The sequence below is a fragment of the Campylobacter concisus genome, from assembly GCF_002913715.1.
In the GTDB taxonomy this organism is placed as follows: domain Bacteria; phylum Campylobacterota; class Campylobacteria; order Campylobacterales; family Campylobacteraceae; genus Campylobacter_A; species Campylobacter_A concisus_AG.
Genome location: NZ_PPCE01000001.1, coordinates 1 through 25636 on the forward strand (window position 1 = coordinate 1; position 25636 = coordinate 25636).

41 protein-coding genes are annotated in these 25636 nt (G+C 38.0%); 3 read left to right on the plus strand and 38 right to left on the minus strand.

Annotated elements, in window-relative coordinates; translation table 11 throughout:
* The first annotated feature begins 227 nt into the window (after window positions 1-227).
* From moaC to CYO92_RS00015, 3 genes are read left to right on the plus strand one after another with little or no spacing between them, the layout of a single operon-like run.
* Window positions 228-704 (plus strand): cyclic pyranopterin monophosphate synthase MoaC, encoded by a 477-nt coding sequence (gene moaC / locus CYO92_RS00005; protein ID WP_180997820.1) that lies wholly within the window; start codon window positions 228-230, stop codon window positions 702-704.
* Window positions 679-945, plus strand: a complete 267-nt coding sequence (locus tag CYO92_RS00010) for an HP0495 family protein (RefSeq protein ID WP_103589152.1) — start codon at window positions 679-681, stop codon at window positions 943-945. The genes moaC and CYO92_RS00010 overlap by 26 nt, the downstream gene beginning before the upstream one ends.
* Before the next feature lie 10 nt (window positions 946-955).
* Complete coding sequence (locus tag CYO92_RS00015) at window positions 956-2194, plus strand: hypothetical protein (RefSeq protein WP_103589153.1); 1239 nt, start codon at window positions 956-958, stop codon at window positions 2192-2194.
* A gap of 109 nt (window positions 2195-2303) precedes the next feature.
* Here the strand turns inward: CYO92_RS00015 and CYO92_RS00020 are convergent, their stop codons facing one another.
* The 38 genes from CYO92_RS00020 to rplV all read right to left on the minus strand — a co-directional run bounded on the left by CYO92_RS00020 (window position 2304) and on the right by rplV (window position 25629).
* Window positions 2304-3098 (minus strand): undecaprenyl-diphosphate phosphatase, encoded by a 795-nt coding sequence (locus CYO92_RS00020; RefSeq protein ID WP_103589154.1) that lies wholly within the window; start codon window positions 3096-3098, stop codon window positions 2304-2306.
* Window positions 3099-3155: 57 nt separating this feature from the next.
* The gene (tkt, locus tag CYO92_RS00025) at window positions 3156-5066 is read right to left on the minus strand and encodes a transketolase (RefSeq protein WP_103589155.1); all 1911 of its coding nucleotides are present in this window, start codon (window positions 5064-5066) and stop codon (window positions 3156-3158) included.
* A 133-nt stretch (window positions 5067-5199) separates the two neighbouring features.
* Window positions 5200-6099: a polyprenyl synthetase family protein gene (locus CYO92_RS00030; RefSeq protein WP_103589156.1), complete on the minus strand. Its 900-nt coding sequence runs from the start codon at window positions 6097-6099 to the stop codon at window positions 5200-5202.
* Window positions 6096-7205 carry a DUF7488 domain-containing protein gene (locus CYO92_RS00035; RefSeq protein ID WP_103589157.1) on the minus strand — a complete coding sequence of 370 codons (1110 nt, stop codon included), beginning with the start codon at window positions 7203-7205 and terminating at the stop codon, window positions 6096-6098. Before CYO92_RS00035 ends, CYO92_RS00030 begins: the two co-directional genes overlap by 4 nt.
* Entirely contained in the window at window positions 7202-7516 is a 315-nt protein-coding gene (locus CYO92_RS00040; RefSeq protein WP_002941513.1) for a YbaB/EbfC family nucleoid-associated protein, read from the minus strand. The genes CYO92_RS00035 and CYO92_RS00040 overlap by 4 nt, the downstream gene beginning before the upstream one ends.
* A gap of 3 nt (window positions 7517-7519) precedes the next feature.
* The gene (gene panD, locus CYO92_RS00045) at window positions 7520-7867 is read right to left on the minus strand and encodes an aspartate 1-decarboxylase (protein ID WP_002941539.1); all 348 of its coding nucleotides are present in this window, start codon (window positions 7865-7867) and stop codon (window positions 7520-7522) included.
* Window positions 7868-7869: 2 nt separating this feature from the next.
* Entirely contained in the window at window positions 7870-9153 is a 1284-nt protein-coding gene (locus CYO92_RS00050) for a UDP-N-acetylmuramoyl-L-alanyl-D-glutamate--2,6-diaminopimelate ligase (protein ID WP_103589158.1), read from the minus strand.
* Entirely contained in the window at window positions 9131-9685 is a 555-nt protein-coding gene (locus CYO92_RS00055; protein ID WP_021091130.1) for a hypothetical protein, read from the minus strand. Before CYO92_RS00055 ends, CYO92_RS00050 begins: the two co-directional genes overlap by 23 nt.
* Window positions 9672-9947 (minus strand): NifU family protein, encoded by a 276-nt coding sequence (locus tag CYO92_RS00060; RefSeq protein WP_021091089.1) that lies wholly within the window; start codon window positions 9945-9947, stop codon window positions 9672-9674. The genes CYO92_RS00055 and CYO92_RS00060 overlap by 14 nt, the downstream gene beginning before the upstream one ends.
* A 208-nt stretch (window positions 9948-10155) precedes the next feature.
* The gene (locus CYO92_RS00065; protein WP_103589159.1) at window positions 10156-11073 is read right to left on the minus strand and encodes an NrtA/SsuA/CpmA family ABC transporter substrate-binding protein; all 918 of its coding nucleotides are present in this window, start codon (window positions 11071-11073) and stop codon (window positions 10156-10158) included.
* A 76-nt stretch (window positions 11074-11149) separates the two neighbouring features.
* Window positions 11150-11746 (minus strand): ABC transporter ATP-binding protein, encoded by a 597-nt coding sequence (locus CYO92_RS00070; protein WP_223315367.1) that lies wholly within the window; start codon window positions 11744-11746, stop codon window positions 11150-11152.
* Window positions 11671-11841 (minus strand): hypothetical protein, encoded by a 171-nt coding sequence (locus tag CYO92_RS09395; RefSeq protein ID WP_223315366.1) that lies wholly within the window; start codon window positions 11839-11841, stop codon window positions 11671-11673. The genes CYO92_RS00070 and CYO92_RS09395 overlap by 76 nt, the downstream gene beginning before the upstream one ends.
* Window positions 11838-12587 carry an ABC transporter permease gene (locus CYO92_RS00075; RefSeq protein ID WP_103589160.1) on the minus strand — a complete coding sequence of 250 codons (750 nt, stop codon included), beginning with the start codon at window positions 12585-12587 and terminating at the stop codon, window positions 11838-11840. Before CYO92_RS00075 ends, CYO92_RS09395 begins: the two co-directional genes overlap by 4 nt.
* The gene (locus CYO92_RS00080; protein ID WP_103589161.1) at window positions 12584-13192 is read right to left on the minus strand and encodes a hypothetical protein; all 609 of its coding nucleotides are present in this window, start codon (window positions 13190-13192) and stop codon (window positions 12584-12586) included. The genes CYO92_RS00075 and CYO92_RS00080 overlap by 4 nt, the downstream gene beginning before the upstream one ends.
* 122 nt (window positions 13193-13314) lie before the next feature.
* A complete protein-coding gene (locus CYO92_RS00085; RefSeq protein ID WP_103589162.1) occupies window positions 13315-14319 on the minus strand; it encodes a hypothetical protein in 1005 nt (334 codons plus the stop codon).
* Window positions 14320-14602: 283 nt separating this feature from the next.
* Window positions 14603-14959, minus strand: a complete 357-nt coding sequence (rplQ, locus tag CYO92_RS00090; protein WP_002941584.1) for a 50S ribosomal protein L17 — start codon at window positions 14957-14959, stop codon at window positions 14603-14605.
* 11 nt (window positions 14960-14970) lie between these two features.
* Complete coding sequence (locus tag CYO92_RS00095; protein ID WP_087578016.1) at window positions 14971-15987, minus strand: DNA-directed RNA polymerase subunit alpha; 1017 nt, start codon at window positions 15985-15987, stop codon at window positions 14971-14973.
* Window positions 15988-16001: 14 nt separating this feature from the next.
* The gene (gene rpsD / locus CYO92_RS00100) at window positions 16002-16628 is read right to left on the minus strand and encodes a 30S ribosomal protein S4 (RefSeq protein ID WP_054197275.1); all 627 of its coding nucleotides are present in this window, start codon (window positions 16626-16628) and stop codon (window positions 16002-16004) included.
* Between the two features lie 25 nt (window positions 16629-16653).
* On the minus strand, window positions 16654-17046 hold the full coding sequence (gene rpsK / locus CYO92_RS00105) for a 30S ribosomal protein S11 (RefSeq protein ID WP_021091081.1): 393 nt from the start codon (window positions 17044-17046) through the stop codon (window positions 16654-16656).
* A 22-nt stretch (window positions 17047-17068) separates the two neighbouring features.
* Window positions 17069-17437, minus strand: a complete 369-nt coding sequence (gene rpsM / locus CYO92_RS00110) for a 30S ribosomal protein S13 (RefSeq protein WP_012140556.1) — start codon at window positions 17435-17437, stop codon at window positions 17069-17071.
* Window positions 17438-17440: 3 nt separating this feature from the next.
* Window positions 17441-17554 (minus strand): 50S ribosomal protein L36, encoded by a 114-nt coding sequence (gene rpmJ / locus CYO92_RS00115; RefSeq protein ID WP_002941545.1) that lies wholly within the window; start codon window positions 17552-17554, stop codon window positions 17441-17443.
* A gap of 189 nt (window positions 17555-17743) precedes the next feature.
* The gene (gene infA / locus CYO92_RS00120; RefSeq protein WP_002848031.1) at window positions 17744-17962 is read right to left on the minus strand and encodes a translation initiation factor IF-1; all 219 of its coding nucleotides are present in this window, start codon (window positions 17960-17962) and stop codon (window positions 17744-17746) included.
* Window positions 17963-17994: 32 nt separating this feature from the next.
* Entirely contained in the window at window positions 17995-18753 is a 759-nt protein-coding gene (gene map / locus CYO92_RS00125; protein ID WP_103589163.1) for a type I methionyl aminopeptidase, read from the minus strand.
* A gap of 1 nt (window position 18754) precedes the next feature.
* Entirely contained in the window at window positions 18755-20017 is a 1263-nt protein-coding gene (secY, locus tag CYO92_RS00130) for a preprotein translocase subunit SecY (protein ID WP_035167388.1), read from the minus strand.
* A complete protein-coding gene (rplO, locus tag CYO92_RS00135; protein ID WP_021089212.1) occupies window positions 20017-20418 on the minus strand; it encodes a 50S ribosomal protein L15 in 402 nt (133 codons plus the stop codon). The genes secY and rplO overlap by 1 nt, the downstream gene beginning before the upstream one ends.
* A 15-nt stretch (window positions 20419-20433) precedes the next feature.
* Window positions 20434-20877, minus strand: coding sequence for a 30S ribosomal protein S5 (rpsE, locus tag CYO92_RS00140; protein WP_002941646.1), 444 nt, complete (start codon window positions 20875-20877; stop codon window positions 20434-20436).
* 15 nt (window positions 20878-20892) lie between these two features.
* A complete protein-coding gene (gene rplR, locus CYO92_RS00145; RefSeq protein ID WP_085658472.1) occupies window positions 20893-21249 on the minus strand; it encodes a 50S ribosomal protein L18 in 357 nt (118 codons plus the stop codon).
* Window positions 21250-21259: 10 nt separating this feature from the next.
* A complete protein-coding gene (gene rplF / locus CYO92_RS00150; protein WP_054197279.1) occupies window positions 21260-21796 on the minus strand; it encodes a 50S ribosomal protein L6 in 537 nt (178 codons plus the stop codon).
* Window positions 21797-21987: 191 nt separating this feature from the next.
* Entirely contained in the window at window positions 21988-22383 is a 396-nt protein-coding gene (gene rpsH, locus CYO92_RS00155) for a 30S ribosomal protein S8 (protein ID WP_021091129.1), read from the minus strand.
* Between the two features lie 9 nt (window positions 22384-22392).
* Window positions 22393-22578 (minus strand): type Z 30S ribosomal protein S14, encoded by a 186-nt coding sequence (locus CYO92_RS00160; RefSeq protein ID WP_002941532.1) that lies wholly within the window; start codon window positions 22576-22578, stop codon window positions 22393-22395.
* 1 nt (window position 22579) lies between these two features.
* A complete protein-coding gene (gene rplE / locus CYO92_RS00165; RefSeq protein ID WP_002941643.1) occupies window positions 22580-23125 on the minus strand; it encodes a 50S ribosomal protein L5 in 546 nt (181 codons plus the stop codon).
* A gap of 5 nt (window positions 23126-23130) precedes the next feature.
* The gene (gene rplX, locus CYO92_RS00170; RefSeq protein WP_002941666.1) at window positions 23131-23367 is read right to left on the minus strand and encodes a 50S ribosomal protein L24; all 237 of its coding nucleotides are present in this window, start codon (window positions 23365-23367) and stop codon (window positions 23131-23133) included.
* Entirely contained in the window at window positions 23367-23735 is a 369-nt protein-coding gene (gene rplN / locus CYO92_RS00175) for a 50S ribosomal protein L14 (protein WP_021091075.1), read from the minus strand. Before rplN ends, rplX begins: the two co-directional genes overlap by 1 nt.
* A complete protein-coding gene (rpsQ, locus tag CYO92_RS00180) occupies window positions 23735-23986 on the minus strand; it encodes a 30S ribosomal protein S17 (protein WP_002941511.1) in 252 nt (83 codons plus the stop codon). Before rpsQ ends, rplN begins: the two co-directional genes overlap by 1 nt.
* A gap of 1 nt (window position 23987) precedes the next feature.
* Entirely contained in the window at window positions 23988-24182 is a 195-nt protein-coding gene (rpmC, locus tag CYO92_RS00185; RefSeq protein WP_002941625.1) for a 50S ribosomal protein L29, read from the minus strand.
* On the minus strand, window positions 24169-24594 hold the full coding sequence (gene rplP / locus CYO92_RS00190) for a 50S ribosomal protein L16 (protein WP_021091116.1): 426 nt from the start codon (window positions 24592-24594) through the stop codon (window positions 24169-24171). Before rplP ends, rpmC begins: the two co-directional genes overlap by 14 nt.
* Window positions 24595-24596: 2 nt before the next feature.
* Entirely contained in the window at window positions 24597-25295 is a 699-nt protein-coding gene (gene rpsC / locus CYO92_RS00195; protein WP_002941650.1) for a 30S ribosomal protein S3, read from the minus strand.
* Between the two features lies 1 nt (window position 25296).
* Window positions 25297-25629, minus strand: coding sequence for a 50S ribosomal protein L22 (gene rplV / locus CYO92_RS00200; RefSeq protein ID WP_009295259.1), 333 nt, complete (start codon window positions 25627-25629; stop codon window positions 25297-25299).
* Window positions 25630-25636: the final 7 nt, after the last annotated feature.

The following is a 25636-nucleotide window of genomic DNA, read 5'->3' on the forward strand; positions in this document are numbered from 1 at the left end:
AATTTATTATCTATTAAATCGCTTATTTTTAGTACTAATTTGAACAAAAATTTAAATTTGAATTATTTCTTAAGAAAATTATTTAAATTAGATAATTATATTAAGCAATGAGAAATCTTTAGTATTTAAGTAAAAAGCTAAATTTTATACATTTGATATATTTTTAGCTTAAAGCCATTGGTAATTTAAATTTGTTTAAATAGGCTATAATCCGCCAAAAAGGAGAGATAATGCTAACGCATTTAGATGAGAAAGATCGTCCAAAAATGGTCGATGTGAGCCCAAAAGATCCAACAAAAAGAGTAGCAACTGCTAGTGGGATCATCAAGATGAGCAAAGAGGCCTTTAAAGCGATAAAAGAAAATACTGGCAAAAAAGGTCCAGTCATCCAAACAGCTGTCGTTGCTGCGATAATGGGTGCAAAAAAGACAAGTGAACTAATCCCGATGTGCCATCCACTAGCTATTTTAGGTGTGGATTGTGATGTCGAAGAGCTACCTGAAATTTGCGCTTTTAAGCTTTATGTGAGTGTAAAAATAGAGGGTAAAACAGGCGTTGAGATGGAAGCATTAACTGGCGTTAGCGTGGGGCTTTTAACGATTTATGATATGGTAAAAGCTATAGATAAAAGCATGGAAATAAGTAATATCGTATTAGAGAGTAAGACAGGAGGAAAAAGTGGCGAGTATATGCGATCTAAATAACAAAAAAGCAAAAATTGATTACCCAACGCATTGGGAATACAAAATAATATTTGATGCAGATGTCAATGTAGAAGAAAAGGTAAAAGAGATAGTAAAAGATAGAGAATTTAAGCTAGTTTTTTCAAAATTTAGCAAAGATAAAAAGTACGCAAGCTATGACTTAGCCGTACTAATTTTGAGCGAAGAAGAGAGGCTAGAGATATTTTCAGCACTAAAACACGAAGCAAAATACGTTTTATAAGGTAAAAGATATGAATAATTTAGAACAAAATTTACATGATTATAAAAGTAGCGATGGCTTATTAATAAGCATAAAAGCTCTTTGCAATAACTTCTTTCAGGATGCTGCAAACAAAGATATAAATGCTTTGCCAGAAATTTTAAAGGCTAAAATGAATGAGCTTTATGACAAAATGAACAAAGAAGATCTCATAAACGCAAAAAATCTAAAAAATGCCATGGAGGGAATAAATCAAGCCATTGTCGGTACTGAAGAAAAGACACTTTACGAGCTACTTGATAAAAAAGATGAGCTAAATCGTGCAATAGAAGCAAAACGTGAAGAGATAAAAAATAGGCTCAAAATTTCATTTGAAGCAGCTGAAGAGGTCGTAAAAGATAGAAATTTTAGTGAAAAAGAGGAAATTTTAGAGCTTTTAAATAATGCGATCATTAGAGAAACAAGGCTTCTTGGAATTTTAAAAGAAAGTGCTCAAATCGCATTTTTAACAACTCTTGAAGGCGCAAAAGATGTCGAAGAAACAGCTGGTGCGATAGCTAAAAATATGACCTATGTTGCGATAATTGGAGGAGAGTTTAGCAAAGAGCGGATACTTGAGATTTCAAAAAACATCATCATAGCAGCGGCAAATTTAGCAGATGAGGGTCATATCTTTGCAAAAGAGTTGATAAGTGGGGCGATAAGTGGCACAAGAGATGGTATTTTAAGGGCTATAGAAAAACTTAAAGATGAGGCGAAATTTGCTCCAGATGAGCTTAGGCTAAACTCACAACTACTAAATTTAAAAAATATTGATGAAGAATTTATAGCCTTGCTTAGGGAACTTGAAAAAGAATTTGAAGGTGTGGCAAGGAATGAGATCGAAAATGTGATAAATAGCGAGCTAGATACAAACCTAGCAAAATTTAAACGCATTAGCGATCAAGCAAGAGAGCAGATCATTTCAAGAATAGAAGAGTTAAAGTCAAACGGCATGGCAAAGCTTATGAGTGAGGCAAATAATAAATTTGAAGCCTTAAAGCAAGAGCTAAATGACAAGAGTAAAAAGCTAAAGCTAAATTTTGATACAAATGACAAAATCGAAGAGATCAAACAAGAGATCGCTAATCTTGAGAAAAAAGCCAATGAAAAATTTGAAGACATTAAGCAAATAGACATCAAATCAGAAGCCAAGAAATTTGGAGATAGGGCTTATCAAGCTGCAAAAGATCTGTTAAATGTTATTAAAAAAGATAAAAAAGAGGATTAAATTATCAAGCTTATCTTGAAATTTTTCCTGAAAGATACTCACGCTAAATATTCTTGCCAAGTGTGAAAAATTTCTCCACACTTGGCTTTTACTTTTTAAAGCTTTAAAATCACAAAAATAGATAAAGTAAAAATGCTCCCAAAATCAAGCGGTAGATGACAAAAGGAAGCATCCTAATCCTTGAGATGATCCCCATAAATAGCCTAACGCAGAGATAAGCACTAACAGCACTTATGATGACTCCAAGGGCGATATCGCTCCAAGGAAGAGCATTTGGATCTTTTATAAGTTTGATACTCTCAAGCCCACCAGCTAGGATAATGACTGGGATCGACATCAAAAATGAGAAATTCGCACTTCCCTTGTGGCTAAAACCTAAAAATAAGGCTGCCGTCATCGTTATACCTGATCTTGAGACGCCAGGGATAAGTGCCACGGCCTGGGCAAGGCCGATAATAAGTGCAAATTTTATAGTCATTTCATATTCACTTTTATTTGTCGAGCGAAGATCAGCAAAGTAAAGTGCTATGCCAAAGACGATCGTAGTAATAGCGATCACAACGCCACTTCTTGCGTATTCTTCGATAATGTTGTTAAACAAAAGCCCAAAGATCCCAACTGGAATGGTAGCAAATCCCACGCACCAGACAAGCAAGCTATCGCCTACCATCTTTCGTTGTGCGATCGAGGCAAAAAAGTCACGAAGTAGCTTAAAAATCGTATCTTTAAAATAAAAAAGTATCGCACTTAGCGTACCAACGTGCACTGCCACGTCAAAAGCAAGCCCTTGATCTGGCCAGCCAAGTAGCTTTGGCACCAAGATAAGATGAGCCGAGCTAGATATCGGCAAAAATTCGCTTATACCTTGCACCAAGGCCAAAACAATAACGTGAGAAATTTCCATAAAATGCCTTTTTTGATTTTAGATTGCAGTTGGGGATTTTACTCCCCAAGATTAAATTTATATAAGTTCGCTAGCAAAATTTGCAAGCTTTTGCGGAGTAAATCCAAAGTGATCAAATAGCTCGTTAGCCTTTCCGCTAGCGCCAAAGCTATTCATGCCATAAACTGCGTCAGCAAATTTATACCACTCATAGCCAGTTGCAGCTTCAACTGCGATGATCGTCGTATTTTTGTCTAAAATTTTAGCCACGTATTCATCTGGCTGCTCGCAAAGTAGGTCAAAACAAGGAGCTGACACGATGTTTGCACCAATGCCTTGTTCGCCAAGAATTTCAGCTGCCTTTACACAGAGTGAGACCTCGCTACCACTTGCTATAAATGTTATCTTCGCATCTTTTGACGAGCTTAAAAGATATGCGCCGTTACTAACCTCGCCAAATTCGCCTTTTGCCAGTGGATCAAGCCCTTGACGGCTAAGCACAAAGGCGCTTGGAGCGTTTAAATTTAGAGCCACTTGCCAGCTAGCTGAGTTTTCGTTGCCATCAGCTGGGCGGAAAGTGTAGAAATTTGGCATCGCTCTAAATGTGCTAAGCTGTTCGATAGGCTGGTGCGTCGGACCATCTTCGCCAACGCCGATGCTATCGTGCGTGAAGACAAAAAAGTGCTTGATACCCATGAGCGCTGCTATCCTCGCACTTGGTTTTAGATAGTCGCTGAAAATAAAAAATGTTGCTGAAAATGGCAAGAAAAGGCCGTATCTTGAGATACCGTTGTTGATAGCTGCCATGGCGTGTTCTCTGATGCCGTAGTGGATATTTTTGCCATTTGGAAAGTCGCCCATACCCTTTAGCTCAGTCTTATTTGAAGGAGCTAAGTCAGCGCTGCCGCCGATAAAGCCAGGTAGTTTTTTAGCTATCTCATTTAAAATGACATGGTTTGTATCTCTTGTGGCTAGCTTTTTGTCGCTAAAGTCTGGAAATTCGATCTTGCTAAAGTCTGGATTAAGAAGTGAGTTTAGTAAATTTTTGCCTTCAATGCTTAACGCCTCAACCTTTTTGTTCCACATCGCCTCTTCTAGATCGCCCTTTTCAACTGCGCCTCTAAATCTTAAAAGCACGTCCTCGTCGATAGCAAATTTCTTCTCAGGGTCAAAGCCAGCTGCATCCTTTGCCTTTTTGATGATCTCTTCGCCAAGTGGTGCACCGTGGCTGTGGTGACTTCCTTCAAGCTCCATTGCACCACGTGCTATACGTGTGTTTGCGATGATAAGATATGGCGACTCTTTCTCGTTTGCTTGCTCAAGTGCAAATTCGATCTGATCGTAGTCGTGTCCATCGATACGCGCGACCTCCCAGCCCTGCGCCTCAAACCTCGCTTTGACATCCTCACTAAAAGCTATCGCCGTGTCACCCTCGATCGTAATGTTATTTGAGTCGTAAATGAGCACAAGATTATCTAGTCTTAAATTTCCAGCTACCGAACATGCCTCGTAGCTTATACCCTCTTCAAGATCGCCATCACCGCAAAGGCAATAAATTTTATGATCGATTATTTTATTATCTGGCTCGTTTAGCACGTTTGCAGCGTATTTTTCTGCCATAGCTAAACCTACTGCGTTTGCTACACCTTGACCAAGCGGGCCAGTAGCAACCTCAACGCCTGGAGTGTGAATCTCTGGGTGTCCTGGTGTGTTTGAGCCAAGTTGGCGGAAATTTTTAAGCTCATCAAGGCTTAGATCGTAGCCGCTTAGATGCAAGAAGCTATAAACCAAACTTGATGCGTGACCACCGCTAAAAACTAGTCTATCTCTGTTTAGCCATTTTGGATTTTTTGGATTGTGTTTTAAAAAGTTGCTTAAAACCACCATAATATCAGCTAAACCCATAGGCGCACCTGGGTGTCCGCTGTTAGCGTTTTGCACCATGTCAGCGCACAAAAATCTTATAGTATCGGCTTGTTTTTTTAGCATATGATCTCCTTTTATTACGTCAGATTATACAAAAAAGTGATTAAAACTTGCCTTGTGTTTTTGTCCAAAATGTCTAAATAATGATATAAATTTTTTAAATTTTTAGTAGTAAAAAGCTAGAATTTTCTAGCTTTTATCTAAGGTGTTTATCTGTAAGCTCTAAGATCATCTTAGCTATGCCAGCGTCTATCTGTTTTAGTGTCTCTTCTATCTCGCAAATAAGCTCATCTTTTTTCTTTTTAGCGCCCTCAAGGCCAAGTAAATTTGTAAATGAGTTTTTAGCTAAGTCGTTATGCACAGGCTTTCCAGCGGCCGCCTCGTCGCTTGTAAGATCGATGATATCATCTTGTATCTGAAAAGCAAGGCCTAGCTTTAGGCCGATATCATAAATTTTCTCACACTCTATTTCGCTTAAATTTGCTATCACAGCACCCATTTTTAGGCTAGCAGCGATCAGCTTTGCGGTTTTGTGGATGTGCAAAAAGACTAGCTCATCAAGGCTTAGCATCTTACCAGATAGGCCAAATTTAGCCTTTGCTCTTTTGATGTCCTCTTTGTTTGTATTTTCAAAAAAACAATCCAGCGCCTGACCCAGCACCATGCCGCTAACGCCAGCATTCTCGCTTAAAATTTCCACGCATTTTATACGTGTTTCAGCACTCAGATCAGCGCGTGAAATTTCATAAAAAGCATGCGTATTTAGCGCATCTCCTGCAAGTATCGCAGTCGTTTCGTCGTATGTCACATGAAGCGTTGGTGTGCCGCGCCTAAGGCTTGCGTTATCCATCGAAGGTAGATCATCATGGATAAGCGAGTATGTATGCATCATTTCAAGCCCTAAAGCCACTCTCATGGCCTTTTGCGTGAGGCTTTTATCTACGTTTTCCACCACACCAAGAAGCAAAAGCGCCCTAAAGTGCTTGCCCCCAGCCTTTAGCATAACGCCAAGTGCCTCCTCGTAGTAAGGGTGAAAGCTAGGCGCCTTTGGCAAATTTGCGTTTAGAAATTTTACAAAGTCCTCAAGTATGCTCATTTTGGCACTCTTGCAAAAAACTGAAAGTCATTTCTAGTAAATAGAAGCGTAAAATTTTTTAATTCACCAAGCTTCTCTAAAAGCTCTTCACGGCTACTCACGCTTTGTTTATCAAAACCCAAAATTTTATCGCCGGTCTTGATGCCAAAAATTTCTGCATTTGACTTTGGCTCGACCTTAGTAACGACTAAATTTTTATCCACCGTGATACCATAATCCACCAAAATCTTATCATCAAGCATTGTTTGTGGCTCTTTTGGCATGATGTTGAAATTTGGTATATCAAGGCTTGAAGGGGCGTCTACATCGAGGCTTTGGTTAAATTTCACATCCCCGCTTACTGGCACTTGAAAGAGCATTTCTTGCTTATCGCGCTTCACGATGATGTCAAGCTTTGCGCCCTTTGGAGCAAAAAGTACCATCTCATTTAGCTCTCTTAAGCTCTTTGGCTTGATGCCATTTACACTCACAAGCTCATCATCGACCATCATCATCTTGCCACGACCCAAAGAATCAACAAGACCCACAAAAAATTTATCCTCTTTTTGCAAGAATTTCACGCCGATATCGCCGTAGTAGACGTCATCATAAGATACAAAGTGCTTTAAATAGCGATTTGGTATAAATTTATCAGCTCCAACAGCTATGCCTATCATCTTGCAGCAAGGGGTATTTATCTCGCCAGTCGCGTTATACTCAAAGCTTAGCGTGTCAAAGTCGCCTAAATTTTGCCCTAAAGACTTGATATGTCCCATGACGGTGTTGTTTGCATCATTTAAGATGCCAACCCAGGTGCTCTTTTTGATGCGCTCCTCGTTGGTCTCATCAGCCATCACGACAGGGCTTAGCTCCTTGCTAGAGCGGACCAAAAAGAGCTGTAAATATGGGTCAAATTTGACATATTCGCCAAGTGGAGCTCCCTCACTTTTTGGCACTGCGATCAAATTTTTCGTAATAGCCACGCCAAAGTGTTTATTTACTGAGACGATTGAGTTTTTGTTCTTTTCAAAGCAGGCATTAAAGTCTTCTTGTGTAGGTCTAGGATCGGCGTTTAGACAAAGTGCTGATAGCAAAAAAGCAAGGGCAAATTTATATTTTAGTCTCATTTTATCCCCATCGAAGCAAGGCCGCCAAGCATCCTTGAAGCGGTGTTTTTCTTATCAGCCTCAACTGATTTTAGCACGTCATTTACGGCGCTTATTAGCAAAATTTGCATGCTCTCTTTATCTTCAAGCAAGCTATCATCTATGCTGATATCAAGTATCTCGCCACTGCCGTTTGCTCTCACGCTTACAAGTCCGCCACCACTTTTTGCTCCAAATTCTTTATTTTTACTCTCTTCTTCCATCTGCTTGGCCTGCTTTTGCACATCCTCGAGCATCTGCCCCATCTTTGAAAAGTCAAATCCCTCAAACATCGCCTACTCCTTTATGATCTCGTTTTTATTATTTACGTGCACGATGGTTGGCTTAAATTTCTTAGCCTTTTTAAATTTCATGCTAGCGTAAGCCACGATGATGACCACATCGCCCACGCAGACCTTTCTCGCAGCTGCGCCATTTAGGCAAATTTCGCCTTTTTTACCTTTTATCACGTAGGTGGCAAATCTCTCGCCGTTGTTTACGTCTAAAATTTCAACCTTTTGATTTTCTATCAAATTTGCAGCTTTTATAAGCTCCTCACCGATGCTGATCGAGCCAACATAGTTTAAATTTGCGTCTGTTACGACAGCTCTGTGGATCTTGCTAGCTAAAATTTCTATATTCATTTTTACCTCTTTAAAAGCTCTTTTACTACTTCTTTGTCGCTAAATGGGTGCTTGACGCCCTTTATCTCCTGATATGGCTCGTCGCCTTTGCCAAGTATGACAAGCGCCCAGCCGGGTTCTAGCTTGCTAATGGCTAACGCTATCGCCTCTTTGCGGTTGGCGTTTCGTATCAAATTTTCATTTTGGCTCATGCCAGCGCAAATTTCATCGATTATGCTCTCTGGCTCCTCGCTTCTTGGATTGTCACTTGTGACGATGCAAATTCTTGCGTATTTTTGGGCAATCGCTCCCATTTTTGGACGTTTTGTCCTATCCCTGTCACCGCCTGCGCCAAAGACCGCTATCAAATTTAGATGTCTAAGCGAGTTTAGCACCTTTTCGATACCATCTGGCGTATGAGCAAAATCCACGATGACTAGCGGATCGGTGCTAACCACTTCCATTCTGCCACTAACCCCTTTAAATTTGCTTATCGCCTTTGAAAGCGCGGTCGCGTCTGGACGCTCTAGCAAGCAAACAGCGCCAAGGGCTGCAATTAGGTTGTAAAGATTAAACTCGCCTTGCAAGCTTGAGTCTATCTCCACATCGCCATTTGGCGTCTTGATAACCGCGTCTATGCCGTCCTTTAGCCCATAAACTACCGGCGCAAAGCTGGCTGGCTTTTTGAGCGAATACGTATAAGCGTTTTTTGGGTTAAATTTAATGCCATTATCATCAGCATTTATAAGCTTCATGCCATCATCATCAAAAAAGCTCGACTTTACCCTGGCGTACTCCTCCATGCTCTTGTGGTAGTCGAGGTGGTCTTGAGTCAAATTTGTAAAAATTTTTAGAGCAAATTTCAAGCTCTCTATACGTTTTTGAGCGATCGCATGCGAGCTAACCTCCATCACAAAGTACTCGCAACCTTGCTCGCTGGCTGCTTTGAGGTATGAAAGCGTCCTTAAAATGGCACTTGTCGTAAGCGCCTTGTCATCTATCTGCTCACCCTCTATAAATGCCCCTCTCGTGCCACTTAGCCCGCATTTTTTACCTAAATTTCGCAAAGTCTCATAGATAGCAGCAGCTGTTGTGGTCTTGCCATTTGTGCCAGTGATGCCGACTATCTTTAAGTTTTCATCGATTTTTAAAAGCTTCTTGCACTCTTCAAGGCTGATTATTTTAGCGCCATTTTTTACCGCTGCCTCCGCAAATTTTGCATTTGCAGCAGTTTGCACGAAAAATGAGCCATTTTCACACTCATTTGAGTCATCTGTTATGAAGCTATTTTCTACTGATATTTTCATCGTTTTGTCTTTTTTGTATCTCTTTAAAAAGCTGATCTATGCGCTCATCGCCACCAAACATCACCGCCGCACTCTCAAGATAGTTTATACTCATTTCGATGAAGTCATTTTTTATCAAATTTCCCAAAAATTCTAAAAAATCATCTTTGTTTGAGATCATAACCTTGGTTGAGAACATGATATTTTCAAAGACCTTTTTGAAGCTCCCATCCTTATAAACAGCCTTTTTAAAGTCCTCGTAGCTGATCGCGTCTTGCTCTTCAAAATACTCATCACTAGCCAATCTTGATTCTAAAATTTTTAAAATTTCATCCATTCCTTCATCATCTTCGCCAGCTCTTAGTTTATCCATAAAATAGTCAAATAAAAGTTTTGCTTCCTCTGCATTTTTCTCGCCAAGGGAGCAAATTTGTATCAAAAATAGTAAATTTTTATCCTGTGTCTTTTCGTAAGCTAGAGAGAAGTAAAAGATTGCTTCTTTAAATTTAGAACGTTTGAAGTGTTTAATGCCTATTTTTTTATAATCTATCAATGTCAAATTCCTCGCCAATCGGGATATTTACGACCTCAAGCTCTGGGTGAATATCCATACGAAGTTGTCTTTCTAGCCCATATTTTAGTGTAGTTGTACTAGCTGCACATCCATGGCAATGCCCGGTAAGTCTTACATAAATTTTGCCATTTTTTATGCCAAGTAGCTCCATACCACCGCCATCATTTTCAAGCATCGGTAATACCTTTTGCAAACTCGCACTGACTGGTTTTAAAAGTTCTTCATCGCTAAATGGGATCATATCTTTTCCTATTAAATTTTTGGGCTATTATAGCAAAATAAAAATGCAAAAAATAATGGCTATATTTTTGCTTAGCGCTAATTTTGCTTTATAATTTAAACCTTTTTGATACGCCTAGTCAGTTTTGATTATTAAATGCGTGAGCTAAAATTTAGTAAATTTTTGATTATTAGTTTTAGGATAAAAGGGCAAATTTTGCCCTTTTTGTTTAATCTATTAGAAGCGATTTTATATCTACTTTTTGCTCGATCATCTTACTCTCGAGCATAAATTCTTGCGTAGCCTCAAGTGCTTTTATATCTTCAGCCGTGATCTTTGGACTAAAGTCATACTGCGGATACATACTCTTTACCGCCTCTATGCTAAGCCCGGTCTCTTCAGCTGTAAATTTTAATGCCTCTTCCTCATTTGCTTTCATAAAAGCCAAAATTTTATCTTGAGCCTTTTTAAATTTTTCAACTAGGTCTTTATGCTTTTTGTAAAATTCTCCGCTTGTGGCAGTGACGATGACTGGAGTGATGACGCCCTTGCCTGTTGTTACGACACTAAGTCCTGATTTTTTAGCATTATAAGCAGCTGGTCCAGCAAGAAGTGCTGCATCGACGCTACCATTTTCAAGTGCAGCTTGTGCAGCTGGGATGCCCATAGAAACGAACTCTACGTCATTTATGCTTAGACCGCCAAGAGCAAGATACCTAACCAAAAGCTCATTTAATATCGTACCTTTTGGCCCTGCTATTTTTTTACCTTTTAAGTCTTTAGCGGTTTTTATGCCTTTATTTTTAGCAAATATCGCAAAAGCTTCAGGTGCTCTTGAATAGGCACTTATGATCTTTATGTCAGCTTTGTTTGCCGCGGCAAGTATGACTGAAGTTCCGCCCACGCAGTTTAGAAACTGGAGCGAATTTGAAGCTAGAGCTTGAGTCTGCTTTGCACCTGATGTTATCTCAGAGTACTCAACTGGTATGCCAAAAGATTTAACATAAAAGCCCTTAAATTTATCGACGATTGAGGGGACGTTTAGCGGCGATTTGACGTAGGTCATGCCGATCTTATCTAGCTCACTTGCGTTTGCGACTAGACAAAGCAAAGAGGCTGCACACAAAATCTTAAAAAACTTTCTCATATTTGCTCCTTTAAAAATTTTCCAAATTATATAACTTTTTGCTTCGTTTTGGTTTTAATTATCATTTTATAAAATGCTAAATTTCACTCAAAATTTTACGCTTTAAATTTATTAGTTCATCGCAAAGCAAATCTCTTGGCTTAGCTAGATTTGATAGATCATAGCTTGATTTCATCCCACCTTTTTCAAGCAAAATTATCTCATCTGCTAAATATAGGGCTTCATCGACATTATGAGTGACAAAAATGATGGTTTTACCAGCTTGAAGCTTTAAAATTTCAGCCTGCATGCTGGCTCTCGTAAAAGCATCAAGTGCCGCAAATGGCTCATCCATAAGGATCAAATTTGCTTCATATGCTAGCACTCTTGCAAGAGAAACGCGTGAGCTCATGCCGCCAGATAGCTGCGAAACAGCGGCGAATTTAAAGTCATTAAGTCCTATCATTGATATGAGTCTATCTATCTTTACCTCGTCTATCTCATGCTTTTTAAGCGCAAATACGATGTTTTCATAGACGTTTAAAAAAGGCATAAGCCTAGGCTCTTGAAAAACAAAGCCAATTTTTGCTTGCTCTTTAAATTTTATCTCGCCAAGGCTTACGCTTTCAAGACCGGCGATGAGGCGTAAAAGCGTAGTTTTACCGCATCCGCTTCTGCCGAGTATGACGGTGATCTTATCTTTTTTATGCTTAAATTTAGTTCTCTCAAAACGTCGATCCGCTTCTCGCCGATATAAAAATGCTTGGATAAATTTGAAATTTCTATCATTTATCGCCTCGCAAAAGGCTAAATTTAGATATCAAAAACAAAAATATCCTATCTATGAGCACACCGCAAATTCCTATCGTAAAAATGCCTACAAATATCCTATCTGCACGCGAAAGCTCCTCAGCATCAAGTATGAGATAGCCTAATCCGCTAGAAGCTGCGATCATCTCCGCTCCCACAATCGCTCGCATCGCGTAGCCAAAACCTATACGCATACCGACAAAGATATCCTTTATGGCATTTTTTAGGATGATTTTGTAAAAAATTTCAAATTTACTAAAACAAAAAATTTTACCAACCTCAACGAGCTTCACATCGCAGCTAGTTAGCCCTTTTGAAATACTTAAAAACATTGGGAAAAACGATGCTAGTATGATAATAATAATTTTTGGAGTTTCGTTTATACCAAACCAAAGTACCAAAATAGCAATAAGGCTAAGTGGCGGAACATTTCTAAAAAACTCTAGTATCCACTCATAATAAATACTAGCTTTTGGAAATAGCGCCGCCACTCCGCCAAAAACAAATGCTAAAACAAAAGCAAAAGTATAGCCAACAAATATACGCTTAAAACTAATCATCACATGCGTTATTAGCTCGCCGCTTAAGCTCATATCAAACATCGTTTTAAGTGTCGTAATAGGACTTGGCAAGATATAGGGCGTGAAAATTTCTAGCTCGCAAACGACCTGCCAGAGAGCAAAGATCACTAGGATCAAAATGCTCTTTTTAAAAATTTCTATCACAGCCCATCTCCATTGTGACAGCCGTTTTCGCAGTATAAAAGCTCGATGATCTGATAGTTTTTAAGCTCGCTAAATTTATATGAAAATGCGTTTTGTATCTTTTCTTTACTGCATAAGCTTAGTGTTTTTATACCTAAATTTTCAAAAAATCCAGGTGGGATCGGGCTTGATTCTATTTTACTTATTTGTAAATTTATATCGTTTAGCTCTTTAAAATTTTTCCATGTTAAAAATGTAGTTCGCTCTAATTTTAAAGAATTTCCAAGCTCAGCCAAGTCCTCACAAGGTGTTGTTATATAAAGCCACTCATTTTCTTTTAGATTTGAGCTAAGCTCGATGGCGCTTTCTATTAAAATGGGATTTAAGTTTGAAATATTGTTTGAAAATTCTTTGAAATTTGATCTTATAAAATTTACAGCTCTTGGACAGCGACTGTCTAAAACCATGCCTTTAGAGCATAAATTTTTATATGAATTTTTAACATCACAAACATGATCTCTTTCGCACTCTACTATGTTAAAGCCCTTATTTTGCAAGAGCTCTTTTAACGCAGAGAAGTCATACATATTTTTTACAACGGGATTTAGCCAAAGTAACTTTCTCAAGAGTTCTCCATAATTTTAATAATAGAAATCAAGATTCTATCATTTAAAAATTTAAACCAAGTAAAAAGAGCCTCTTATGACTAAAATCATAAAGATAAGCGGTGCAAAAAACTAAATTTAGCCTATACTTTTATATCTAATTTCTGTTTTTGCTCCACTTTTTCCATTAGCTTTAGTATATCAACTCCGATTTTCTCAAGTTGCATTAGCTCCTTAAGATAGGCAAATTTCTCATCTTTGTTGATGTCGTAAGTGGCTAGTTTCTCGCTTCGTCCGATCACTGAGGCATAGACTTTGTTGCCATCAAGTTTGTCCGTATTTTGTACATTATAAAGCGAGAGAACGCCCTCTACCACCTCTTTAAAATCCGCCCCGCTCTTCATGCCAGCTTTCATAAGCGTAAGAAATCTCTGTCTGCTCTCTTCGTCAGTAAAATTTATATTTTGTAGCGTCTGATACTCGATTGGTGGCTTATTAGTGCTCGTTAGCATGGAGATAGCCTTTTTGCCTATCGTAATGCTCTCCACACCGACTCTTTCTCCAAGATACTGCCTAAGCGCATAATCAATCCACTTATCTTTAAACTCATCTATACTTAGGTCCTTATCAAGTATCTCAAACCCTTCCACATGGCTCTTGTGACCAAGCCCAAGAAGTGTGTTGCCATCAAGTTTTGATGTGTATTCTTTTGCAAAGAGATCAACATCTGTTGGATAATATCCTATGATCTCTTCGTGAGCTCTGCCAAAACCAAGTGCTTTGGTCTGGTTGATAAAATTTTTGAGATCATTTATCTCATCTTGGCTGACTTGTTTGTCGTAACCCATGAGCTTACCCCAGATGCTTATCTTGCCATTAGCAGCCATGCCTGAGAGTGAGAAATTGCTAACAAATGTTAGATTTTCGCTATTTTTTTGAAATTTTATCGTATTTGTTTCATTTAAATTTATTGGCTCACCTCTAGTATCGGTATGACTTTTTTGCTCATCAACCAAACTGCTAGATAAATCATTTAAAGAATTTTTGTCTATATTGGATTTAGTATTTTTAGTATCAAGCTCTTGCGCTCTACTACTTTGTGAGCCAACATAAAAATTTGTCCCAACTCCATTTACACTACCTATCATCTCAAATCCTTTGAAATTTATAAGATATTTGAAACAAATATCGTCTTAATAAAATAAAATTTTAGCATAGAGTTCAAAGGTAAAAATTTAAATATATGATTTTAGATTAGAAAATTTGCAACTTTTAACTATAAAAAATTTTATGATTTTTGGTTAATAATTTTGATAGATAATTAAAGAAATTTACAGCTTGAGAAAGCTTTTGAAAGAAGAATTTTATTTTAAAAGTGGTGTAATTTTATATTCAATAAATTAAAAAAAGAGAGCCGAAGCTCTCTAATAATTATTCAGCTACTAGCTCTATATAAGCCATCTCTGCTGCGTCGCCTCTGCGAACACGAGTCTTGATGATTCTTGTATAGCCACCATTGCGCTCTTTAAATTTTGGAGCTACTTCAGTAACTAATTTATTTGTTGTTTCTTTATCTTGTAAAGAAGCAAATACTGCTCTGTGAGCGTTAGAGTCACCTTTTCTGGCTCTTGTAATTAGCTTCTCAACATAGCTTCTAAGCTCTTTTGCTTTTGGTAAAGTCGTCTCTATCTTTTCGCTTTTGATGATAGCTATCGCCAAATTTTTAAGCAATGCAGATCTATGAGATGACGTTCTACCAAGTTTGCGATATCCGTGTTTATGTCTCATCTATTGTCCTTTTATTCTTTTACACTCATTTGTGCTTTAAGCTCGGTTATTTTCTTTCTTAGTTGCTCTTTGCCATCTTTTAACACATCGGCACCAACTGGATAGCCTATCTCTTCCATAACCGCTTTAATCTCTTCAAGAGATTTTTTACCTAAATTTTTAAGCTCTTTAAGCTCATTTTCGTCCATTAATGCAAGCTCGCCAATAAATCTAATATCAGCTTTGTCAAGGCAGTTGAAACTTCTAGCGCTTAAATTTAGATCTTCTACGCTAGAAAGTAACTTTGAAAACTCACCACCTGCACTTGAGCTAGCAACTGGAGTACTAACATCAATATCCAAAATTCCTTTAAATACTGACATTTGCTGATACATAGCTTCTAAACAATTTTTAAAAGCCTCTATCGGACTAACTTGACCATCAGTTGTTATAGTAAATACAATCTTTTCATAGTCTGGATCATCCTCAACCAAGACATTTTGTATATCGTAAACTGCTTTTTTAACAGGTGTAAAAAAAGCATCAAGTGCGATATAGTCGTCTTCGATCTCTTCTCTAATCTCTTCACTAGGCACATATCCGATACCTTTTTGAATGATAACTGAAAAATTTAACTCAGCATCTTCGTTTATTGTAGCAAGATATGCGTCTGGGTTAACGATCTCGACTAGATCATTATTTAGATCAGCCCCAGTTATCTCTTTTGGTCCTTTAAAGCTATATTCTATAACTTCGCGCTCGCTGGTGCTTTTTAATTTAAATCTGATTTTTTTCAAATTTATAATAAAAAAAGCTACGTCTTCTAACATACCACGCATACTGTCAAATTCGTGGCTAACGCCTTTTATCTTTACACCAATAGGAGCAAAACCTACCGTGCTTGTGTAAAGAAGACGACGCAATGGGTGAGCCAAGGTAACAGCATAGCCCGCCTCAAAAGGATATGCTGTAATGTTAGCAACATTTTCACTAACACTTTTAACTTCAATTTCAGTTGGCATATAAGCTGATGTAGTAATCTTTCTCATCTTTATACCCTCTTTTATTTTGAATAAAGCTCTACTATAAATCTTTCCTCAACAGGAATGATAACCTCTTCTCTTTCTGGATTTCTAGTGAAAATTCCAAATTTTTTCTCTTTTTCAACATCTACCCAAGCAACAATACCAGTTTGCGCTGTAAGATCTATTGCGCGAACAATTTGTGGATTGTTCTTAGATTTTTCAACAATCTCTACTTTTGCACCTGGCTCAACTCTGTAAGATGGTATATCTACTCTTTTGCCATTTACTAAAATATGTCCATGGGTTACTAGCTGACGGGCAAAACGACGAGTTGTTGCAAAGCCCATTCTATAAACAACATTATCTAATCTTTGCTCTAATAGTTGAACCAAAAGAGCACCGGTATTACCTTCGCGGCGTGCTGCTTCTTGAAATAATCTTCTAAATTGTTTCTCAGAAACACCATACATAAATTTAGCTTTTTGTTTCTCACGAAGTTGTAAGCCATATTCGCTTATTTTTGCTCTTCTTTGTCCATGTTGTCCTGGCGCATAAGGTCTTTTTTCAAAAGCACTTTTACCAGCAAGTCTTCTTTCGCCTTTTAACGCAAGAGACACACCAAGACGTCTTTCTAATTTTTCAACAGGTCCTGTATATCTAGCCATAATAATTTCTCCTATTTTTCTCTAATTATACGCGGCGGCGTTTTGGCGGTCTACAACCATTGTGTGGTAAAGGTGTAATGTCTTTAAAGAAAGATACTTTAATTCCTTCAACAGTTCCTACACTTTTAACAGCCGTTTCACGTCCGCTACCTGGACCTTGAACCTTAATACCAACTTCTTTTATACCATGCTCTTTTGCTTTATTTAGAGCATCTTCAACTGCCTGCTGAGCTGCATAAGGAGTTGATTTTTTACTACCTTTAAAGCCTAAGCCACCTGCACTACTCCATGCAATAGCATTTCCCATTTCATCAGTTACAGTTACCATAGTATTATTAAATGTTGCACTGATATAAACGATACCTTTGGCTATGCTTTTTCTAACTACTTTTTTCTTAACAATTTTTCTTTTCGCCATTTATTATCCTTTAACCCTTGCCTTACTTAGTAGCTGCACCGACAGTTTTACGTCTGCCTTTTCTGGTTCTAGCATTAGTTTTAGTCTTTTGACCACGAACAGGAAGACCTTTTCTGTGGCGAAGACCTCTATAACTTCCAAGATCCATAAGAGCTTTGATATCCATAGCAACTTGTTTTCTCAAGTCACCCTCAACGACGTGATGCTCTTGAATTTCTTTACGGATAGCTGCTGCTTCATCTTCACTAAGCTCATAGACTCTCTTGTCATAAGAAATTCCAGCTGCGTCAAGAATTTGACGAGATTTGTAAAGACCTATACCATATATATAAGTCAAACCATACTCTATTCTCTTTTTGTTTGGTAAATCTACACCTGCAATACGTGCCATGCCTTATCCTTGTCTTTGTTTATGTTTTGGATTTTCGCAGATAACACGAATTATGCCACTACGTTTGACAATTTTACATTTGTCACACATCTTCTTTACAGAAGGACGAACTTTCATTTTAGTCTCCTAAAAATTTATTCCACTTTTTTAGGGGCTGCATCAGGTCTAAAGAAAGAATTTAAACCAACTATTTTCAAAATAAGTGGGGAACTTTGAAAATAATTCTTCATACAGCTTTTCGCAAAGCTTGGATTTTATCCAAAACCAGCTTTAAATTTACTTAGCATATTTGCCACAAAGTCAAATTTACTTATATCTATAAGTGATCCTGCCCTTGTCTAGGCTATATGGCGTAAGTTCTACTTTTACACGGTCGCCAGGCATTATCTTTATATAATGCATTCTCATTTTTCCAGCGATATGACATAAAATTATATGTTTGTTGTCAAGCTCAACTTTAAAAGTTGCATTTGGCAGTGCTTCAACAACATTTCCATCAATCTCAATGACATCGTCTTTTGCCACAAACTCTCCTTTCTTTAAATTTGCTATAAATTTTACGCTTGGCTTAAAATTTCGGCTTTACCATTAACTATCGCCATGCAATGCTCATAATGGCTAGTTCTCAAACCATCTTTTGAGGTTACTTTCCAGTTATCGCTTCCTAAAACTGGCGTGCCATCTTTTTGGCAGATCATTGGCTCTATACAAAAAACCATTCCTTCTTTTATCTTTGGTCCAGCTTTTGGATTATTTCCTTCGATATAGTTTGGAATTTCTGGCTCTTCATGTGGCCTTTTGCCTATGCCATGACCGCAATATCCGCGCAAAGGCACATAACCTCTACCAAGAATAAATTTCTCAAGCTCATAGCAAATTTCTTTAAAATGCATACCAGCTCTTATATAGTCAATCGCAAAATATAGTGCATCTTTTGAGCAAGCGATCAAAGCCTCGTCTTCTTTTGAAATTTTACCAACTCCAAATGTCCTAGCCGAATCACCAAAATAACCATCTAAATTTGAGCCAATATCAACGCTAACGATATCACCCTCTTTTAGTTTGTATTCATTTGGGATTCCGTGGATCACCACTTCATTGACGCTTATGCAAGCTGCATTTGGAAAGCCATAAAGACCTTTAAAAGCAGGTTTTGCCCCAGCAGCCCTTATCATATCTTCACAAATTTTATCTATCTCAAGAAGGGAAATTCCAGGCTTTATAATCGTAGAAATGTGATCAAGAGTTCGAGCGACGATCTTGTTCGCCGCTCTCATTTTCTCTATCTCAACCGGTCTTTTTAGCGTGATAGCCATTTTATAGACCTACTGCACTTAGAGTTTGGTATTTGTTTGTATAAGACTGAGCTTCTATACGCCTCATAGTATCCAGAGCGACAGATACCACGATAAGTACTGACGTGCCACCAAAATAAAATGGTACACCCATAGTTTTTACAAGTACCCATGGTAAGGTTGAGATGATGCCTAGATATAAAGCACCGCCCAAAGTTAGCCTGCCAGCTACTTCATTTAGATAACTAGCTGTACTCTCGCCTGGTCTAACACCTGGGATAAATCCGCCTTGTTTCTTTAAATTTTCACTTATATCTTTTGTGTTAAATACGATCGATGCATAGAAAAACGCAAAGAAGATGATAAATAAAAATGTTAAAACGTTAAACATATAGCCATTTGGACTTAAAAAGTCGTTGATAGCTTGGATGATCGGATTTGTACTAGCTTGTAAAATAGTACTAGGAAACATCAAAATCGCACTAGCAAATATCGGTGGAATAACACCGCTCAAATTTACTTTGATCGGTATATAGTTCATTATACGTTTGTTTTGATTTTCCATTATCACTTTTCTTGAGTAAGAAATAGGGATACGCCTTTCGCCCATCTCGACAAATATAATAGCACCAATAGTAGCTAATATAATCACCAAAATAGCGATAACTGTTAGGAAATTCATCTCAGAAGTATTTACCAAATTTACAGTTCCACCGATCGCACTAGGTATACCAGAGACGATACCAGCAAAGATGATAAGACTTATGCCGTTGCCTATACCACGTTGTGTTATTTGCTCACCTATCCACATAAGTAGCATAGTTCCAGTTAGCATAGATACAGCAGAGATCGCGATAAATAAATTTATATCTATCATGATAGCTTGTTCGCCACCGCGTCCACTTAAACTTTGAAGTCCGATAGAAACACCGATTGATTGCACAAGAGTGATGACGATAGTTGCATAGCGTATAATTTGCATATATTTTTGCATACCGTCACGCTCTTTTTTCATCTGGCCTAATTTTGGAAATGTTGCTGCTAAAAGCTCCATAATGATCGAAGCTGTAATGTAAGGCATGATACCTAAAGAGATAATACTTAAACGCTCAGCAGCCTTACCACTAAACATATTAAATAAGCCCAAGGCATTGCTATTGTTTGAATTAAAAAATTCTTTAATTACGTCGACATTAACACCAGGAACTGGCACATAAGCCAGTATCCTGTATGCGAACAAAAATGCCAACGTGATTAAAATCTTGTTGGTCAGTGTTTTATCCATTATTTTGTTCCGCTAACGCTAACGTTCTCGTCTTTGATCTTAGAAGCAAGAGCTTTTGCACTTGCACCGATTAGTTTTATCTTAGTAACGCTCTTTGAAATTTTATGAACGCTAGCTATTGTTGCTATTGAAATTTCAGCAAGCTCTTTTATAGCTGCAATTTTCTCGACATTAATAACATAAGGTTTTTCAAATTTAGAAGTAAAACCTACTTTTGGAAGACGTCTTTGAAGTGGTTGCTGTCCGCCCTCAAAACCTCTTTTCTCATTGTAGCCTTTTCTTGCTCTTTGACCTTTATTACCTTTGCCAGCAGTTTTGCCATTGCCACTGCCTTGGCCACGACCTATTCTTTTGGTTGCATGAGTTGAACCTGCAGCAGGTGTTAATTTTTCTAATGCCATCTTAACTCCTTTCTCTTAGCTTTTTAGCAAACTAAGTGCTTTTATAGTAGCACGAACGACGTTTGCTGAGTTGTTTGAGCCAAGTGATTTAGTAAGGATATCCTTAATACCTGCAAGCTCGATAATAGGACGTGCACTACCACCAGCGATAACACCAGTACCCTCGCTAGCTGGGCGAAGTAGCATTCTACTTGCGTTATATTTTACCTCTACATCATGAGGGATAGTTGTGCCTTTGATCTTAACGTGGATAATATTTTTAAATGCGTCGTCAATCGCTTTTCTCATCGCATCTGGCACCTCTTTAGCTTTGCCATATCCAAAACCAACTAGGCCATTTCTATTACCAACAACAACTAAAGCTGTAAATCTAAATCTACGACCACCTTTAACAACCTTTGTAACCCGACCGATATCGACGATTACTTCTTCAAATTCTTCTCTATTATATTTTTCCATCGATTTTCCTTTGGGTTATAGCTTGATGCCATTTTCTCTTAAAGCTTCAGCAAATGCTGCGATAACGCCATGATACAAATAACCATTTCTATCAAAAACTGCAACATCTATCTTCTTAGCTTTTAAAGCCTTAGCAAATTCTTTAGCTAAAGTGACCGCACCTTCTTTATTTGCTTTTATGCCTATCTTTCTGCCATCAACCGCAGCTAGTGTAGTAGCTGTAACGTCATCAATCGCTTGAACATAAAGAGTTCTGTTTGATTTGAAAATAGAAACTCTTGGGCAAGATGCAACACCAGAAATTTTACCTCTGATTCTTCTTTTTCTCTTAATTCTAAGAGCGATTTTTCTTTTTAGTACTTTTGCTGTCATTTACCGCTCCTTACTTCTTAGATGTCTTGCCCGCTTTGCGGATGATACGTTCTTCTAGATATTTAACGCCCTTACCTTTATATGGCTCAGGTGGTCTAAATCCTCTAACTTGAGCAGCCACTTGACCTACTACTTGTTTGTCATCGCCTTTGATAGTAATAACGTTTTTCTCAACACTAGCTTCAACGCCTGCTGGTAGCTCATAGTTGATAAGGTGTGAAAAACCAAGAGAAAGCTCTAAAATTTTACCTTTTGCAGCTGCTTTATAACCAACGCCGTTGATCTCAAGCTGGCGAGTAAATCCCGCAGTGATACCAGTTACGATATTATTAGCAAGTGCTCTATATGTTCCCCAGTAAGCTCTACTTTGGCGATCTTCGCCCTTTGGAGCAAAAACTATATGACCATTTTCTACCTTGACATCAACATGACCTTTTGTGTCAAGCTCTTTTATATGATTGCCCTTTTTAAATTTTAGGACATTATTTTCAACGCTAACGTCTACACCACTTGGGATAGCGATAGGCTGTTTTCCAATACGTGACATTTTTTTCCTTTACTTGTCTAGGGTGTTCCTACATTTACGAATAAACACCACAATGCCGTAAATTTTTATCGTCAAATTTGACGAAACCTTCATTTGAATTTCTAAATTTAGCTTTGGCAAAATCTAAAATTTTACCAAGCTAAAAATTTAACCTTAAAATCATAAGGTTAAATAGCGTTTAATGCAGTTTATTACCAAACTGTACAAAGAACTTCGCCGCCAACTCCAGCTTTACTTGCTTCAATACCGCTCATAACGCCTTTGCTTGTGCTAACGATAACTGTTCCGTAACCATTTTTAAAACGCTTAATGTCGTCTTTGCCTTGATAAACACGGCGACCAGGTTTTGAAACCCTTTTAAGCTCATTTATAACGCTTCTGCCGTACTCATCATACTTTAAAACTACGTTTATAAATTTCTTGTTGCCTTCTTCGATAACGTTGTAGCTCTCTACATAGCCTTTTGCTGCAAGGATAGAAAGAGTAGCCTCAACAACCTTAGAATGAAGCAATTTCGCAGTTTCAAGCTTTCTCATACTTGCATTTCTAATGCGTGTTAATCCATCTGATATTAAATCGTTTAACATTTCTCTTCCTTACCAACTTGCTTTTTTAAGACCAGGTATTAGGCCTTCGTTAGCCATTTTTCTTAGGCAAACACGGCAAATTCCAAAATCTTTATAAACAGAGTGCGGACGACCGCAAATTTGGCATCTAGTATAGCCACGAACCGCAAATTTTGGCTTGCGCGCAGCTTTTGCTATCATTGATTTCTTTGCCATTTTACTTTCCTTTTGCAAACGGCACACCAAATAGCTCTAGCAATTTGAATGCCTCTTTATCATTTTTAGCCGTAGTAGCAATCGTAATATTCATACCATGAGTTCGTAAAATTTTATCATACTCAACCTCTGGAAACATTAGCTGCTCACTAAGACCGAAGTTATAGTTTCCACGTCCGTCAAAACCATTTTTTGGAAGACCGCGGAAGTCTTTAACCCTTGGGAGAGCAACGCTGATTAGCTTATCTAAGAAAGCATACATTTGCTCTTTTCTCAAAGTTACTTTGATACCAACAGGAAAACCTTCGCGAACTTTAAAGCCAGCAACTGATTTTTTAGCATCAGTGATAACTGCTTTTTGTCCGGCGATAAGTGAAATGGTATCAGCCATATTTTGAAGCACTTTCTGATCTTTTGCAGAGTCTCCAGCACCTACACTGATCACAATTTTCTCAAGTGCAGGTATAAGCATTGGATTTTTGATGTCAAATTCTTTTACGAGAGCTGGCTTGATAGTTTCGTTAAATTTATCTTTTAATCTACTCATATCTCTTATCCTTCAACTTTCGCGACATTTGATATGTCAATTGGCATCTCTTTATTTACGTGACCACCATTTGGAGTTTTTTCGCTTGGTTTGATAGCTTTTTTAGCTATTTTGCATCCCTCAACTATAACCTGACCTTTTTTTGCAAGAACTGCTAAAATTTTACCAGTTTTGCCTTTATCGTCGCCAGCGATGATCTTAACAGTATCGCCTTTTTTGACTTTAAATTTTACATTAGCCATTATAAAACCTCCGGAGCTAGCGAAACAATCTTCATAAAGTTAGCATATCTAACTTCACGTCCAACTGGTCCAAAAATACGAGTGCCGACTGGCTCTTTTTTGCTATCAAGTATAACAGCTGCGTTCTCATCAAAGCGGATTAGCGAACCATTATCTCTTTGAACCTCTTTTTTAGTTCTTACAACAACAGCTTTTACAACCTGTCCTTTTTTGATCTTACCATTTGGAAGAGCTTTTTTAACAGAGCAAACTATGATATCGCCAAGTGTAGCGTATCTTCTTTTGCTGCCGCCAAGAACTTTTATACACATTAACTCTTTTGCACCGCTGTTATCAGCAACTGCAAGTCTTGTAAAACTTTGAATCATTACTCAACTCCCTTTGCCAATACAGCTTTTAAGCGAAAATTCTTGCGAGCTGAAAGTGGTCTGCACTCAACCGCAACAACTGTATCGCCTGCTCTTGTCTCATTTTTCTCATCATGAACTAAATATTTTTTAAAGCGTTTTACAAATTTATGGTATCTTGGGTGCATAACGCGTCTTTCTACCAAAATAGTAGCTGTTTTATCTCCAGCTTTTTGTAAAACAACACCTTGAATTTCTCTTTTTAATGCCATTTTACGCCCCTTGTCTTGTTGCACTAATTGCAGTGTTGATCTGAGCTATCTCTTTGCGAACAGCACTAATCTCATTAGGGTTGCTTAACTGCATAGTTTTTAGCTTTTGTCTTAAAGTAAATAAAAGCACCTTTTTCTCTTTTAGCAACGCGTTTAATTCTGCAACGCTCTTATCTTTTAACTCAGTATATTTCATTTTCACTCTCTCGCGTTACAAATTTTGATTTGAAAGGAAGTTTGTGTAAAGCCAAAGTTAGAGCTTCACGAGCTAACTCTTCGCTAACACCAGCCATTTCAAATATTATACGACCAGGTTTGATATTCATAACCCACTCTTCAACTCCAGCCTTACCTTTACCCATACGAGTTTGTAGAGGTTTTTTAGTAAGTGGCTTATCAGGGAAAACCCTAATCCAAATTTTAGCCTGTCTTTTTACGTGACGAGTTAGAGCTTGACGAGCAGCTTCTATTTGGCGTGAATTTATTCTACCAGCCTCAACAGCTTTAAGTGCAAATTCGCCAGTTGCTAAAGATGCTCCACGAGTCGCATAACCACGGTTGCGACCTTTCATTTGCTTACGAAATTTCGTTCTTTTAGGCATCAACATAATTATTTACCTCTTCTTGCTCTACGTGTTTTTTTAGGTGCTTCTTCTTCAGTTTTCTCAGGTTGAACACCCTTTTGAAGAACCTCACCTTTAAAAATCCATACTTTAATACCTATGTTTCCATAAGTCGTATGAGCCTCAGCTACACCGTAATCGATCTTTGCTCTAAGAGTATGAAGCGGAACGCGGCCTTCTAGATACCACTCGGTTCTTGCCATCTCAGCGCCACCTAAACGACCAGCAACTGAAATTTTGATACCTTTAGCACCTGATTTTTGAGCGCCTTGGATAACTTTTTTCATAGCACGTCTAAATGCGACACGCTTTTCAAGTTGCATAGCTACGTTTTCAGCAGCAAGTTGAGCTGAAGCTTGAGCTTTTCTTTCTTCTTTGATATTTACATTTACTTCTTTGCCGATAAGTTTGCTAACTTCGTTCTTTAGGTTTTCAACATCTTGGCCTTTTTTGCCGATGATGATACCAGGACGAGCTGCAACTACGGTTACACGAAGTTTTTTAGCCGTTCTTTCGATTAGAATTTGGCTAATTCCTGCATAGTAAAGTTTTTTCTTTAAAAATGCACGAATTTTGTAATCTTCACCGATATTTTCAGGAAGACTTTGTTTGGTTGGAAACCATCTAGATTCCCAGTTGCGGTTAATTCCTAGTCTAAGACCTATTGGATTTACTTTTTGTCCCATATTATGCTTCCTTCTTTTCAGGTTTAGATACTTCTACCATTACATGAGAAGTAGGTTTGCGAATTTTGCTCGCTGTTCCTCTTGCTCTTGGTCTAAATCTCTTTAATACAGGACCAGCATCAACGCGGCAACTAGTTACTACAACCTCTTCTGGCTCAAATCCGCCATTTGCTACTGCTGAGCTAATAGCGTTTGCTATAAATTTAGCACCACGATTTGGCATAAATTGCAAGCTTGCAAGTGCTAGCTCGGCATTCATGCCTTGAACTTCTCTTGCTATAAGTCTTGCTTTTGTAGGAGAAAGTCTTACGAATTTTATAATTGCTTTACTCATATTATCT